Consider the following 14,588-nt stretch of genomic DNA (forward strand, 5'->3'; position numbering starts at 1 on the left):
ATTCCGCGAGGAGGTAATTTATTATGAAAAAGATAATATCCATTTTAGGAATCTTCATGACTTTATTTATTATTGGTCTAGTCCAAAATGCATCTGCTGAAGAGGCAACAACTGAAACATACCAATGGGAGAGTGCTAAACACAAACTTTGCAGAGAAGTAATAGCAAAGTTTGCCCAAAATGATATAACAGAAGAAACTAACACTATCAAATTAAAGAGGGGGGATGTCTTTGAGAGGAAGATTGCAAAAGATTTCACCTCATTTGACAGAAACATCTGTTTTGAAGGAAATGTCTATCTCACACAACTCAGCATAGAAGAATATGCTATAGTTACTGAAACAATAGTTGTCAGATTAGGCAATGACACCACCGTATTCATAAGGATTACTAATCATTTTCCTTATAGAAATGATCCCTATGAAAGCAAGATTGGCGAGCCTTTTGATATTTTCCTAATTGAACGTGATGACAAGGAATTGTGCGGGTTTGATGTTGAGGGAAAGCTCACTGCCTCCAAGGAAGAAATTGAAACACTTAATAAAAAGTTGATTAGGTTGATTGGGGCTATTAAGTCCAAGGAGGATGAAAATCCTGAGATAATTCCAGGCGAATATTCTGATATTGATAGACTCGGCAAGGAATTAACAGAATTGCTTTTACTCAACCCAACTACAGAAAGAAAGTAGAATTCTTGGCCAGGCTCAAATTTACTATGCTCATTAAGGCAAATTGGGCCTGGCTTTTCTATTGTTTTATTTTCATTTCTCTGATAAGTTTTTTAATAGCCTGTGAATTAGTTGATATTATGGAAAAGGCAGAGCCAAATCTTTTCTAATGGCTCTGCCTCCTTTTTTGAACTTTTGATTTTTTTGGAATTTGAGGAATAAATTATTTTAAGGAGGAATTTATTATGAAAAAGTTATTTGTATTTGCAGTCATTTTCTCGCTCTTTTCTACGATAGTTGTATCGCAGGCAAGGGCAGATGTTGTTCTGGAATGGGAAACAGAGAGAGTAATGACATCTATAGGGAGTTATGTCGCTGTTGAGGTTACCCCTTTAAATTCACCACAGATTATAAAAACCATAACTCAAATAGATATTACAACTGAAACTCCTTACACATATATAGCTTCTGACGAAGATCGTTCTGCAACAGGCACAATTATTTATATTCCAAACAGCACAACAATTAAAATCGAAGAGGTAAGAAGACACATTTTTTCTGGTAATTGGGGGGGGGACACATCTTTATATTTGGAAGGGGTATTCGCAGTTAAAAAAATGGGTAATCAATTTATATATTATTCCCCTTCAACAAATGAGCAAGAAGAAATTTCTGAAGCTGAATTTAAACAGGTTGAAGAAGTCTGCATCCAGACTATTGAAATGATAAATAATATGAAAAAACTTGAAGAATTGAAAAACGAAATGCAGAAGTATGATGCCTTCCAAAAATCCATAGATGAACAGTTGAAATTGCAGGACAACCCAATAGATGACCTTGAAAAAATCCGAAAGGAAAGCCAGGAACTAATTGATCTTCTTCAGAGAGAAATTCTAAAATAAGGGGGGTAATATGCAGCAGGCAGGAAAATTACTTTGTCTTTCATGGCTTAGTCTTTGTCCTAGAAGAGGTCTTGCTGAAGGTATAAAAGAATATTTCGAAAGATTCTCTTCGTCAGTCTTAATTTCAATCCATAAGGACATAAACAAAGCATTAATGTGGGCTGGAATGAGGTTGAAAGGGGATGTTAAGAAAAGAATTTTCATCACAGATAGTTCGTTTACAAGAGGACAGATGATGATAGAACATCCTTCAACAGATGAGATTATGACTTTGAAAACGTTTCATGAGAGACTTAAAAAGAGAGATCCTTTAGTAATACATGTTCATTATGACCCGTCTAATAAAGCAAAGGAGGATAAAGATTCTTACGATTACTTAATTACTGGAAATATAAATAAGTTTATATTTTCTGGTGAAATGAGGGGTCTTTTGGAGTAATCTTGAAGATGGTTGCGGATTCTAAAAGGATGAAGCAACTCTTTCTTCTTTAATTTTGTTTTTGGAGGTGTAATTTCTTACTTAGCTTAGAAAGCTATTTAATTTGATAATTTCCAATTAAAAATCTTTGGAGGTATATCTTTTATGATTCTAAATATTATGGGTTATATTTTCCTGAGTCTTTTCGGATGCATGATGATCTTTGCGGCAATTATTCGGCCGGCTGCGAGAAACTTGTATACCTACCGTCTCAGAATGAAAGCAACCAAAAAGCTGAAGGTCGCGATGATGCAAGCAGCCAATGATCTGAAGGGTCTTTATTCAAGAAAGCCTGAACCATTCGTTGGTTTGCTTGAGCTGTTCCAGATTACTTCACCGCTGCAGGATTTAATAAATCAGGTTGGGCCGCTGCTGAATAAAAAGCAAGGAAGAAAACTTGAGTTTGTAATCCGAGAAATCCGAAAAGCGGGAAGATGTGAATATGGTATTAATAGAACAAGACCGGGCCAGGATGTTACACCTGATAAAGTTTTTCTTGGAGATATCTATGGTCTGTTCACTCTTCCCATGACCAAATGGATAGAAGATGGGTGGAACCATCCTGCCAAAACTTCAACCTACTGTGGCCAGGATCTTAATTTCAATCCAATCTATGAACAGGCCAAGTCCTTTTTTAACTCTTATGCCTTCTTGCCCAAGGCAATGGAAGAAGCAATAAGTCAGTAAAGTTTTCAGAAATTTTAAGAGAGTTCTCAAGATGTAAAAGTTTTGAGAACTCTTTTTTCTTTTGAAAAAAATCTGGAAATTATTTCCAGTTGAAGATAGATTAAAATTGTGAAAACTCTGGAGGTGTTTAATCTATGGATAAGATAATTAGTCTGATCGAACAATTAATAATAGGGGGGATGTCACTTTTTATAATAATATTGGTAGTAGTTTTTCTTGAAGGGAAGATAAATAAGAAAGGTTAGGAAAAAAATTTTTTAAAGGAGGTAATTTATATGAGTATGGCTTATTACACTTTAATTTATAGAAGCGGGGGACATAGAGGATCTAGTGGAACAAACAGTGGGGGAGACTTAGGCGTAGGAAAAGAGGTTCCATATAATTTCCTATTTAGAGGGTCAGAAACAATAATAGGGAAATTAGGTTATATATCCGTTTGGATAATAAAGATTGTAGCGTGGATTTCAATAAATTTTTTAGTGTTACGTCTTTTGTTCAATACTCAAATAAAAGAAGCAGTTAAAGGATTGCTGTGTTTGTTTTATCCAGGATTTTTCTTTTTCTCGATGCCAATAATTTTTATAATAGAAGATTTAGCAGATTGGATTTTAGATGATTTGCAATTAGTTAGCAAGAAAATTCGAATTAACCTTGAGGATTTCTTCTGGAATTTAGGCAGAAATTATAGATATATCTTACGCTCATTAGGCAGAAATTATAGATATATCTTACGCTCATTTTCTGGGGGGTTTATACTTCTGAAGAAGAAATACATTTTAACGCACTGGATAACTTTCCTAATGGAAAAGAGGCAGAAACTTTAACTGGAAACAGTTATTTATTAAAGGCAGAACTAAATCTTTTCTAATGGCTCTGCCTTTCTTTTTGAACTTTTGATTTTTTTAGAATTTGAGGAATAAATTAGTTTAAGGAGGTCTTTTATGGAAAAAATAAAATTCTTTTTTGGTATGTTAAAAGAAGGAGTTATTATCGTGCTTATGGCTTGCTTGATTATGGGGGGGGTAATTTCCTTATTCTGGCTTGGGTCAATCAACTTTTCAAAAATAGTTGATAATTCTGAACGGATTATTGGGTTCGAAGAAGGATATAAAGTTGTTGAATTCTATATCCCCACTAAGGGTGATGTTGTTTTTATCAAAAAAATCCCTGGTGAGAAATACCGAGTAGAAATTTTGCAGGGTAATAGAATTAAGATGATTGGCAAATTTTATTATCAGATTCAGGGTGATGGATGTTTTTATCCAAAGGATGAGGATCACTCTGATATAAAAGGGAAACAGCCAGGAGATAAAAATTCTGATTATTGGGGCGATACTCGTCCAGGATATATAGTTCTAGAGAAAATCACAGGAACACAAATATAAGGGAGGAAATTCTTATGAAGAGAATTTTTGTTATTCTAATGGTGGTCGTTCTTTTTTCGTTTTCAACAGTGGTGCAGTCATTTGGTGTGGACAGAGGTAAACCTGTACCTAAGATGAATCAGATGCAGGAGATCGGGTTTGCCTATCTGAAAACTCTGAAAGATCTTCCTGCACAGGGCGGAGAAAATATGGCTGCAGAAATAAATCTGAAGAACTTGGCTGCACGCCATATTCTTTATAGCTTTGCTGGATGTGTCAAGGACGGAAAAGTAACTAGGAAAGGAGATGAAACTCTTCTTGAGGTTAAAACCAAAGTATCTAGACAAGATACTATGAATGCCTTGAACATTCTTTTTTCCAGCGAAGTCTATGTCAACTTCGCTGATTTCTGTGGAGATAATAACGGAATGTATACTATTGAAGAGGTAAATAAGCTTACTTCTATATACCTTAAGTCAATTGGTTTGAAACTGATTCGAAGTTGGTATTTAGAAAATACTAAGTAGGTTTGAAAAAGGGTTGTGTTCATTTCATTTTGATTTGAGTCCAACTTTCTGTTTCTTTTTTTTCAGAAGTTCTTTTCAAATTTTATAAAAAGGAGGAAAAATAATTTAACAAATTTTAGGAGGTGATATTTTAAATTTTCGAAATAGGAATAACATCTAAAAAATAGTAAAAGGAGAATTCCTGTGAGAAAGACAAAAGATATTTTTGATGAAATAAAAACTGCTAAAAAAGATAGGGCTTTAAAGAAGGCTTTGAATTTGCTTGCACTCAGAGAGGGAGAAGATCCGGTGGATGTGGGATTAGAAATAGAGCCAGGAGTAAAAAAGATTGAACCTTCCTTTGAGGTAAATGAGGTGAACCCTTTTGATTCTATGAGGGTAAATCGCCTTCTTAATTGTGGGTTAAGTGTAATAACTCTTCCTGAATTGATAAAAGAAGACGAAGAAGCTTTATCTAATATCAACAGCTTAAATTAATTATGTCGTAAAAATGTAAAAGGAGTGTGAAAAAAATGAGTATGCTCCATCTTATTGATATGGGTTTTTGCGGCAGTGAAATAGAAGACGCTGTTGAATCTTCTGTCTGTGTTTTGTCTGGAGCCAACAGCTGTCTTGAATGTGATGAAGACTATAAAAAGAAATGTATCGCAGATCAGGAAAAGGCTGAGAAAGAGTGCTAAGTAAATCTTGGGAGGGGTAAAAAAGGAGGTTTACCTTGAAAAAAGCTTTGCCACCCTTAAGTTCTTTTGAAGTTGTTTCTTTGATTAATCTGCTTGTTGATACAAAAGGTGAATTTATTCCTTTAGTCAGGCTCAAAGCTTTGAGAAGAATTTATCTTTATCTAGAGAAACATAAGGCGTATGAAAGTATGCTTACAATAATTAAAGCTACAGAAATACTACCTGATAATTCTCAAGATATTGAATTATTTCTTCTCGAACAAAGGAGGTATGAAGAGATAGAACACTATTTCAGAAATGGAATGGTTAAGTTTAGAAAGAGAAATATATCTCCTAAATCAGTAACTGAAGAGATTAAATTAAGCAGTTATATCAGGGCAGCTTTAGAAGAATATGAATTGCATGGATGTGGTAGATAAACTAAAAAAGAAAGGAGGAGGTTTTACCTGACCCGCGATTATTATCGCCCCATTATTTTCTAAATAAAAAGGAGGTATGTTTATGGGGAACATCAGAAGTAGAGATTCTCCGAAAAAATATTTTTATAATTGAATACACTGTCTGACTGGAAAAGAGAACCAGATTCAATTTGTTTTTAGTTTGGTCTGGTTCTCTTTTTCTTCTTTACAAAAAATATTTTTGTAGAAAGTATTTCTTGTAGTAAAGAAATAATATTTTGATTTGAAAAGAATAAAAAGACATTCTAAAAAGAGAGAATATTGATTTCTTTTTGTGGGGGGGAAATAAAATTTAAGGAGCTAATTAAAATGAAAGAGACCATTTATATTTCTATTTCAGCTATTAATTTCTTAAGAATTATTATTTCGATTGTCAAAAAAACCCTGAAAAAAATCTGGAAGCAACCCTTAAATGTTTTCAGAATAATTGAAGATGTTATTCATGGATGGAATGATACTAAAAAAGTATTTCTTTCGCCCTGGGCACTTGGAAAAATGTTTGAAAGGGAAGGGAATCTTGAGGGTGATGTTCTGATTATAGATTATTTTTCTTTAAAATATGTTTCTCCTTTTCCTGAAGTTAGGAAATTTTTCTGTATAGGCATATGTGATGATTCTACAGTTGAACCTGAACTTAAGATAAGAGTAGATACATTTGTTCCAGTATCAACACTAGAAAATTTTCCAGGAGACGTATTTAAGGAATATTTTTTTAGAAGACCATAAATACAGGAGGAAAACAAAATGAATAATCTTTTTAATATGGATTTCTTTTTTCTTTTGAATGTATTAAAAAAAATGAAGAATGGTTCGTTGCATATTATTTCTAAGGGAAATGTTTCTCCTGAAAAAATCTTCTTTGGGGCGAGAGAGATGCTCGAGTGTTATTATCAAGATAAAGACGCTTCAGAAAGCGTAAACTCATTTTTCTTTTTGGAGCAAGAAAATACGGTAGTTATGATTAAAGGTCTAAATTATAAACAGGCTGTAGAGAAACTAGATGATTATATCTATTACTACATGGCCAAATTCGTAGATCTTTCTGTTGAGCTGATGAATCTCAACAGTCTTGATATGATTGATTTTAATTAAATCGGGGGGAGTAATCTATGCTAGTTTATATTACTCTACTGCTGGAAAGAGATATTGAAAAGGCAGAAATTCCCGAAGAAAAGGAAGTGATGGAAAGAGCAATTAAAGATGTGGATAAAATTCGTAAAAAAAATAAAGTTTAAAGAAAGGAGGGAGATATTTTAACAAAATAGTTTTTAATTGATTTCTTAAAATCCAAAAAGTAAAGGAGGAATTTTTTATGTCATGGAATGATTATGAAATCTCTGCTGAGAAGGGTCCTTTCTCTATTATCATGAGAGTGTTTTTTCTTTTTCTGATCATGGGAATTATCATCGGCATCATTGGCTATGCTATTTCCTGGTTTAGTGAAACCGGAAAGGTGGCCAAAGAGGAGTTCGGGGCCAGGGCGCTTCTGGAAAAGTATGAATGGTTTAAAAATGCATCTGCTACGCTGGATAAGCAGAAAGCAGATATCCAAGTATATGAAAAACGCATTTCGATGATGGAAGAAGATTATAAAAATCTTCCGAGAAACAAGTGGTCGCGCGAAGATCGCGAACAGTGCAATGTATGGAAATCCGAGGTTGCAGGAATAATTGCAGGTTACAATGGTCTTGTAGCAGAATACAATGCACAGATGGCCAAGTTCAACTGGCGCTTTGCTAATGCAGGTATGCTTCCTGAAGGGGCCACTGAGCCAGTGAGAAGAAAATACAAAGAGTATAAAATAGAATAATTAAAAAGGGGGTGAGTTTATTGAAGAAGTTTTTTGTTATATTCCTTGTGATTATACTTCTTTTCATTGTAAGCGGAATTTATACCCGTGTTTTTTCAGAACCTAAGGCTGCTTCCGGTGTAAAGAAAGTCAATGTCCGAGTTCCTGTGGATGCTGACGGTTATACCATAGAACAAAAAAACGTTGCCCGAAGGTTGATAGAAGACAACAAGCCAGGTTCAATCAAACACCTTTATGTCATTTCAGCTTACAGTGGCCAGGTCCTGATCTACAGTACTGTGAATGGCAAAGTCACAAGTTCAGGAAAAAGACTAAGCCCTTATACAATTACTGAAGGTGGGGAGTACATTCCTGGAGATCCTTTTCCGGTGAATATCGGCGGTGAAACAAGGTACACTACTGAAGTTCTTCAGGACGATGGTACTTATGGGCGTTCAATTCCTTATCTTTTTTGGTGGGATACAAAAGGAGTTTACCATCAGCATTATATTACTGGTGGGCAAATGGTTCATATTTCTAATCAATCTCTGGCAGTAAAGAGCATAGTCATCAACATGGAACTTACCAAAAAGAATTCAGAAGAGTAAGATACCCCAAAAATTATAAGGAGGTACAAAATTATGAAAAAAGGTATATTCTCTTTTCTGATTCTCTTGATTCTTGTTCCAATGACTATGACTAATACGGGGTGTGGAATGACAACCGCACCTCCAAAGTCGGCATCTGGAGTAAGTAAAGCCAATGTAAAAGTTCCTACAGATGTAAACAATCTTACACGCGAGCAAAAAAATGTTGGCAGAAGGCTACTTGATGAAAATAAACCCGGTGCAGTTCAGCATCTCTATATCATTTCAGCCTACAGTGGCCAGGTCCTGATCTATAGTACTGTGAAGGGCAAAGTCACAAGTTCAGGAAAAAGACTAAGCCCCTATACAGTTTCTGAAGGTGGAGGGTGCATTCCTGGAGATCCTTTTCCGGTGAATATCGGCGGTGAAACAAGATATACTGCTGAAGTTCTTCAGGATGATGGTACTTATGGATCTTCAGATGAATATTTATTCTGGTGGGATACAAAAGGAATTTACCATCAGCATTATATAGAAGATGGTCAGATTATCCATATTTCTGATCAGCCCATTGCTGTAAAAAGTGTTATCATTAACATGGAACTTACTTCGAAAGAAGAAGGTTCTTAATCCATTCCTAAAAGTGGGGCTTATTTCTTAATTGATTTGAGCCCCACTTTTTTCTTTTGAAAAAAATCTGGAAATTATTTCCAGTTTGAGATAGTAGGTATTTAAAATTCTTCTAAGGGAGATGATTTCAATGATATGAATCTATTCCAGATTACAACTGAATATCATTAAGGCCAAATCCTACTTGGCCGTTTTTTTATCTTAAATATTAACAATAGTTTACTTTTTGTAAACTTTGTTTAATTTTTTATTAAGTTAAAAATAAACAATAGTTAATATTTTATTGGAAATTTTGGTAAAAACAAAAGTATATAAATAGAAAATCACTGAAATTTTACAATAAAGAGGGTTGTAAAAACAGGTTGAGTTAGTAAAAAAGTAAATAGACTAATTTATATATAATGTTTTTTCAAAACTCTTGTTTTCTGTAGGGGGTTTTATATTTAGAGGACTAAAATGACAACACCTTCCCAGCAGAATACAAGTCTTGAAAAGAAAAAGGATATTTTATTTTATAATCAGGTATATATTCTTGGGCAAGATTTTAAAGTAATTCAAGCTTTAAATAAACAAACAAGAAGAGCATATTTTCCTATTCCTGTAGACCAAGAATCACCATTAACTACTGGAGCAATTTTAGTTTTGAATATGAACCATGAACAACTTAATGATTATTGCCATAATTTAACTATAACAGATAATGTTCATTTAGAACATTTTACTTATCCAGATATCATACTTGCAAATTTAAGAAGAGATTGTGATAGGGCAAGAGTTTTTGTAAATGATAATTTAATGTTTGATACAATTTTACACTTTGATTACAATGTGAAAGCGAGTGTGTGCGCTAAATTTGGTGTAAAAAATATAGATCATGATTTATACACAAAAGCATTGGGTGAAGCAAAAAAAGATTCAAAAGAATCTACAAGAATAACTACTGCTTTATTAACCAGTATTGGTTTAGGTTTACCAGTTATAATTTCTTCTAAAACTGTAAGGCCACAAAAAGATTATGATGTTGCAATGATGGTATTGGATGGTTCTGGAAGAAGGATGTGTTTTAGTAGATTAGGCACAGGAAGAGTTGCATTGTTTGGAGAAAATGGAATTGAAAGAGAAGTTTTTTTAGAAATAAGACCAAAAGCAGAACCAGACAAAATATTTCATAAAATAAAAAGTTATAACAAAGTTTATCCTGTTGCGTTTGTAGAAAGAAGATATAAGTATGATGAAAATACTAGATGCGTAAAAATGACTGGAGAAAGACTTATTTCTAAGGCAGATATTGATAGTTGGAGAAGATAATTAAGAAAAAGTTTATAAATTTTAGTGTAATAAATGTACTATAATCTAAGGGAGGATTAAAATGAAAAAGATATTATTTGGTTTTGTTATAACCCTATTACTCGTATGTTCTTTTGCAATTGCAGAAGAGGGAGTTGTAACTGATAATACTGAAAAAGTAATCGCTGTTTCGGAGAATGAGAGTTTAACAGAAAGTGTGGATGAGGTTGCATTGGATGCACAAGCAGATGAATCATTAGGTTTTTTTTATAATCTTGGACAAAACTTAAAACTTGCACTTATAAGAAATAAAGAAAAAAGAGCAGAATTAGCATTAAGAATAGCTAATGAAAAGATGGCTCAAGTGAATAAGATTTCTAAATTAAATGACCCCATAAAATTAGAAAAAGCATTAGCACGACAAGAAAAAGCACAAGCAAAGGCAGACAAATTAATTGAAAAATTAGAAACTGAAGATGCTAAAAATGTTGAAGCTATTGAAAGAATAAGAAATAAAACTCAAGAGCAAACTGCTAAGGTTTCTGAAATAAAAACAAGAATTCTTGAAAGACAAAAAGATAAAATGACTCCAGAGCAAATCACACATCTTGAAGAAGTTTTTGCAAAAATAGAAGCAAAAGCACAAGAGAGAATGGAAAAGAAGTTAGAAGTTAAAAAACAAATTAAAGAAAAACTTCAAGAAAGAAATGAAACTAAAACTGGGTTAAAAGAGCAGATTCAAAAAAACAAAGATGAAATAAATGCAACCAAAGCTCAAATACAAGAACGGAAACAAGTAAAAGTTGAACAAAAGGAGCAAATGCAAACTCAATAAAAAGCAAGTCAGGCATAAGCTTGATTTTTTCTTTTTTTATTTATTCTTTTTATTCAAATATAATTGAACAATAACTAACTGAACTCTCTGTATCCTTTGTAATCTCTGCTGAAGTAGAATAATTTATTATTCTTACTTTTTTAACATTTAATTCATTTAAAATTTCTAAACCGCAAGCAATTGCATATTTACCACAAATAGTTTTTTCTTTTTTATCACAATTCTCAACAAAACCATGTGAGTCTAATTTTTTGATGTAACTTATCGATTCTTCATCTAAGGATTTTATATTTTTTTGTAATAAATTAGGATTTCTTATTTGTGAAAAAGGAGTATAATCATAGTTTAAACCATAATGTGTAAAATCACTGCTCATGATTATACAAGGTTTGAGAGAGTTTTCTTTTATGAATGGGATTATTTTTTTAGAGGTTTCTAACCAATCTTCACCTATAATAATGGGAATAATTTTGGCATTAGGAAAGAGATATTTAATAAAAGGAAGTTGTACTTCAATTGAGTGTTCATTTTCGTGTAAAGAAATTTTAATTGTTTTAGATAAGTGTAAGGATAGTTTAGCGGTTTTTAATATTCCTAATGGAGTTTCATAATCTTCTAAACAGATAGAAGTTCCTCTACCTTGATGATTTGTTCCAAGTATAATAAACAAATCTATTTTTTTATTTATTAGTTCTTTATATCCTAAAGCAGAGCATTTACCTGAATATAAATAACCTGCATGTGGAGAAATTAACCCTTTTACTAAGGAATTATCTTTATGCATGCTTGTAAACTCTAAAGTTTCACTTAGAAATTGTTTTAATACATCTGGATTAGAAGGATAAAATTGACCTGAAACAAAGGGCTTTCTTGTCATAATTTAAGATAAATACACCAAAATATAAATAAGTTTCGAATAAAAATAAAAATTAAGAAAAAGGAAGGTTTAAACAACCTTCTTGATTATACTTCCACCAGTTGTTTGATTTCCAAGTGCACCTTGTGGATCATAACTTACTGCTATATCTGCTTTAAAGTTATCTCCAGATGTTAAACCTGTACATGGAATTGCGAAAGTTTGTGTTCCACTAGTACTTATTTGGTTGTCTGCTGAGAAAGTTTGTGTACATGAACTGTAAATATCACCATTTGAATCTTTGAAACTGATTGCATTCACAGTAACTTTTCTATCGCCACCATTTCTTATCATTAATGTTACACCTGTTGTGTCTGCTTTACAACCTGAAATTCCACCTTCAACTGAAAGCGGTGCATTTAAAATACACTGCTCAGGTAACAAGCTTTGCGGTTTGATAAAGTAAGCTAACAAACCTATAGCAATAAGAACAACTAAAATTGCCCAACCATAAGTCATTAAAAACTCCATGGCTGCTTGACCTTTTTTATTCATTTTATCACCTCAATTTTTTAATATTAAATATGTTAATTAATCTTTATATTCTTAAACTTCTATATAAATCTTTGCATAAAAAGGGTTTAATTGCCTTTTTTCTTCTTTTCTATAAATTTATATGCAAACCAAATAAGAATTACTAAGGCCAAGAATAAGACTAATAATCTTAGATATTTACTAAATTCATTCCAGAATCTTATTATTGAATAGATTATAGTTAAAATTCCTCCACCTAAAATTCCAGAACCTATTGATTCATAAGAAATAAAATAAGCTCCAGCCATTAAAGCTATTAATCCAATTATACCTAAAATTATAAAATTAACCAAATTATATTTTTTCATTACTTGTCTGTAAGTTGTTTCACAAGTGCATTGTAATGAGTTCATAGAAGTGTAAATTTCTGTGCATTTTTGAATATTTTCTGAAGGAACATTTCTTTGTAAAGAAATTAAATCTAGCTTTGGACAAGTATAATTATTATCTTTGTTGTATACTTCTGAATAAGTCTGGTATCCACCATAATATCTATAGTCTTCTATTGCATAAATCTGAGCCTTATCAAAAGTATTATTAGATACACAAAACTCATTTGATTGTGAGATTAATGATTGTATTTGTTCTTTTTCTGGACAAGAATCTTCATATTTAGGTTCTTCATAAAAAGTGTAAACTGTATAACCTACAAAGAAAACAAAGATCAAAGCAATACCAATTGTAACAAATGTCTTTGCAATACCCATAATTTAAAGTATTTTTAGTAATTTATATATATTTGCTTTATTTTTAAGGCTTTAATGAAGACTATAGCAATAATACCTGCATATAATGAAGAAAAACATATTAAAAAAGTAATTTTAAATGTTCGAAAGTATGTTGATTGTGTTCTTGCTATAAATGATGGTTCTAAAGATAAAACAATTAAAGAAATTAAAAAAACTAAATGTGAATTTATAGATTTTAAAGAAAATAAAGGCAAGGGTAATGCTATGAAAGCAGGTATTGAATATGCTATTTCTAACAAATTTGATGTTTTAGTTTTTATTGATGCAGATGGGCAGCATGATGCTTCTGAAATCCCTAAGTTAATAAGTGAAATTAAGAAAGGCTATGATATTATAATCGGAAGAAGAAAGAAAAGGCATAGTTCAATGCCTTTAATTAGGAGAGTTTCAAATTTTATTGCTTCATCTTTGGTTAGTTTAGTAATAAGACAAGATATAAGAGATGTTCAGTCAGGATATAGAGCAATAAGCGTTTCAAAATTAAAAGGATTAAAATTTGTTTCTCAAAGATATGATATTGAAGCTGAAATGTTAATTAAATTGGCTAGAAATAAGGCAAAAATAAAAGAAGTTATAGTAAAAACAATTTATGCAGATGAAACAAGTACAGTTCATCTAATAAAAGATACTTATCAATTTTTTAGAATGCTATTTAAGGGTATAAAATGGGAATATTTTTAAGTAAATCTGATTTATAAATTAAAATGGCTTGGAATTATAAAAAAGAGGTTGGAAGAAAAGCTATACATCTATTTTCTTTGCTATTTATTTTTATTTATATAATTGGTGCATGGTTGTTTGGGCATAGAGCTTCTTTAATAATTTTGGGAGTTATTTTAACTATATTAATTGAGATGGAATATCTTAGAATTGAAGCAAAATATAAAATTCCTCTATTATCTAAACTGTGGAAATATAAACGTGCAAAAGAAAAGCATAGATTGGGCGGAGAAGTTTTCTTTTTAATTGGAGTAATAATATGTTTGGCTTTACTAGATTTTAGAATTGCAGTTGCAGCAATTTTAATGACTACATTTGGAGATTTAGCTGCTGCATTGATTGGAAGACTAGGTAGAATAAAAATTCTTAGTTTTAAAACTTTGGAAGGAATTTTAGCTGAGTTAATTATTGATTTATTTATAGGATTTTTGTTTGTAAGAGAATTAATAAATGGACAAGTCGGATGGTTAAGTGGAAATTTTACAAGCGCACCTATTTGGCCAGTAATTATTGTAATGGCTTTTACTGCAACTATAGTTGAAACTTTGGTTTTTAAAATAGATGATAATTTATTAATTCCATTATTTTCTGGAATAAATGGGCAGATTGCAATGTTAGTTTTAAATCTTGTTTTAGTATTTATTTGAATCAAATGATTATTCTGAGAAAATTATTCTAAGAGCCATTTCCAAACAGGTTTAATTATTATTTTCTTATTATTAATAATAAATTCATCATCTTGATTTTTATTGTCAATAGAAAGAAGTTTCCATTATT

Annotated in this window: 22 protein-coding genes; 19 read left to right on the forward strand and 3 right to left on the reverse strand. The window is 31.8% G+C overall.

Features of this window, described 5'->3' with window-relative positions; all coding sequences use genetic code 11:
• The first annotated feature begins 23 nt into the window (after positions 1–23).
• The 17 genes from J4403_00855 to J4403_00935 all read left to right on the forward strand — a co-directional run bounded on the left by J4403_00855 (position 24) and on the right by J4403_00935 (position 10,892).
• Entirely contained in the window at positions 24–689 is a 666-nt protein-coding gene (locus J4403_00855; GenBank protein ID MBS3166741.1) for a hypothetical protein, read from the forward strand.
• Positions 690–913: 224 nt separating this feature from the next.
• On the forward strand, positions 914–1,570 hold the full coding sequence (locus J4403_00860) for a hypothetical protein (protein ID MBS3166742.1): 657 nt from the start codon (positions 914–916) through the stop codon (positions 1,568–1,570).
• A gap of 10 nt (positions 1,571–1,580) precedes the next feature.
• Positions 1,581–2,009 (forward strand): hypothetical protein, encoded by a 429-nt coding sequence (locus J4403_00865; protein ID MBS3166743.1) that lies wholly within the window; start codon positions 1,581–1,583, stop codon positions 2,007–2,009.
• Between the two features lie 144 nt (positions 2,010–2,153).
• Positions 2,154–2,735 (forward strand): hypothetical protein, encoded by a 582-nt coding sequence (locus J4403_00870; GenBank protein ID MBS3166744.1) that lies wholly within the window; start codon positions 2,154–2,156, stop codon positions 2,733–2,735.
• Positions 2,736–3,010: 275 nt separating this feature from the next.
• Positions 3,011–3,559 carry a hypothetical protein gene (locus J4403_00875; protein MBS3166745.1) on the forward strand — a complete coding sequence of 183 codons (549 nt, stop codon included), beginning with the start codon at positions 3,011–3,013 and terminating at the stop codon, positions 3,557–3,559.
• 117 nt (positions 3,560–3,676) lie between these two features.
• A complete protein-coding gene (locus tag J4403_00880; GenBank protein MBS3166746.1) occupies positions 3,677–4,120 on the forward strand; it encodes a hypothetical protein in 444 nt (147 codons plus the stop codon).
• Positions 4,121–4,242: 122 nt separating this feature from the next.
• Entirely contained in the window at positions 4,243–4,626 is a 384-nt protein-coding gene (locus J4403_00885) for a hypothetical protein (protein MBS3166747.1), read from the forward strand.
• Positions 4,627–4,809: 183 nt separating this feature from the next.
• A complete protein-coding gene (locus tag J4403_00890) occupies positions 4,810–5,103 on the forward strand; it encodes a hypothetical protein (GenBank protein MBS3166748.1) in 294 nt (97 codons plus the stop codon).
• A 35-nt stretch (positions 5,104–5,138) separates the two neighbouring features.
• Complete coding sequence (locus J4403_00895; GenBank protein ID MBS3166749.1) at positions 5,139–5,306, forward strand: hypothetical protein; 168 nt, start codon at positions 5,139–5,141, stop codon at positions 5,304–5,306.
• A 35-nt stretch (positions 5,307–5,341) separates the two neighbouring features.
• The gene (locus tag J4403_00900) at positions 5,342–5,725 is read left to right on the forward strand and encodes a hypothetical protein (GenBank protein ID MBS3166750.1); all 384 of its coding nucleotides are present in this window, start codon (positions 5,342–5,344) and stop codon (positions 5,723–5,725) included.
• Positions 5,726–6,073: 348 nt separating this feature from the next.
• Positions 6,074–6,490: a hypothetical protein gene (locus J4403_00905; GenBank protein ID MBS3166751.1), complete on the forward strand. Its 417-nt coding sequence runs from the start codon at positions 6,074–6,076 to the stop codon at positions 6,488–6,490.
• A gap of 18 nt (positions 6,491–6,508) precedes the next feature.
• Positions 6,509–6,856, forward strand: coding sequence for a hypothetical protein (locus J4403_00910; protein MBS3166752.1), 348 nt, complete (start codon positions 6,509–6,511; stop codon positions 6,854–6,856).
• Between the two features lie 220 nt (positions 6,857–7,076).
• A complete protein-coding gene (locus J4403_00915) occupies positions 7,077–7,574 on the forward strand; it encodes a hypothetical protein (GenBank protein ID MBS3166753.1) in 498 nt (165 codons plus the stop codon).
• 278 nt (positions 7,575–7,852) lie between these two features.
• On the forward strand, positions 7,853–8,161 hold the full coding sequence (locus J4403_00920; protein MBS3166754.1) for a hypothetical protein: 309 nt from the start codon (positions 7,853–7,855) through the stop codon (positions 8,159–8,161).
• 33 nt (positions 8,162–8,194) lie between these two features.
• A complete protein-coding gene (locus J4403_00925; GenBank protein MBS3166755.1) occupies positions 8,195–8,770 on the forward strand; it encodes a hypothetical protein in 576 nt (191 codons plus the stop codon).
• A 456-nt stretch (positions 8,771–9,226) separates the two neighbouring features.
• Entirely contained in the window at positions 9,227–10,078 is an 852-nt protein-coding gene (locus J4403_00930) for a hypothetical protein (protein ID MBS3166756.1), read from the forward strand.
• Between the two features lie 61 nt (positions 10,079–10,139).
• The gene (locus J4403_00935; protein MBS3166757.1) at positions 10,140–10,892 is read left to right on the forward strand and encodes a hypothetical protein; all 753 of its coding nucleotides are present in this window, start codon (positions 10,140–10,142) and stop codon (positions 10,890–10,892) included.
• Between the two features lie 49 nt (positions 10,893–10,941).
• On the opposite strand, the gene amrB is transcribed toward J4403_00935, so the two are convergent.
• The 3 genes from amrB to J4403_00950 form a co-directional block, all read right to left on the reverse strand.
• A complete protein-coding gene (gene amrB, locus J4403_00940; protein ID MBS3166758.1) occupies positions 10,942–11,769 on the reverse strand; it encodes an AmmeMemoRadiSam system protein B in 828 nt (275 codons plus the stop codon).
• A gap of 69 nt (positions 11,770–11,838) precedes the next feature.
• On the reverse strand, positions 11,839–12,303 hold the full coding sequence (locus tag J4403_00945; protein ID MBS3166759.1) for a hypothetical protein: 465 nt from the start codon (positions 12,301–12,303) through the stop codon (positions 11,839–11,841).
• 86 nt (positions 12,304–12,389) lie between these two features.
• A complete protein-coding gene (locus J4403_00950; GenBank protein ID MBS3166760.1) occupies positions 12,390–13,049 on the reverse strand; it encodes a hypothetical protein in 660 nt (219 codons plus the stop codon).
• A gap of 54 nt (positions 13,050–13,103) precedes the next feature.
• Between J4403_00950 and J4403_00955 the strand changes: the two genes are divergently transcribed.
• Positions 13,104–13,772 carry a glycosyltransferase family 2 protein gene (locus J4403_00955; GenBank protein ID MBS3166761.1) on the forward strand — a complete coding sequence of 223 codons (669 nt, stop codon included), beginning with the start codon at positions 13,104–13,106 and terminating at the stop codon, positions 13,770–13,772.
• Positions 13,773–13,795: 23 nt separating this feature from the next.
• The gene (locus J4403_00960; protein ID MBS3166762.1) at positions 13,796–14,458 is read left to right on the forward strand and encodes a CTP--2,3-di-O-geranylgeranyl-sn-glycero-1-phosphate cytidyltransferase; all 663 of its coding nucleotides are present in this window, start codon (positions 13,796–13,798) and stop codon (positions 14,456–14,458) included.
• The last annotated feature ends 130 nt before the right edge of the window (positions 14,459–14,588 follow it).

The organism is Candidatus Woesearchaeota archaeon (assembly GCA_018302225.1).
GTDB lineage: Archaea > Nanobdellota > Nanobdellia > SCGC-AAA011-G17 > JAGVZY01 > JAGVZY01.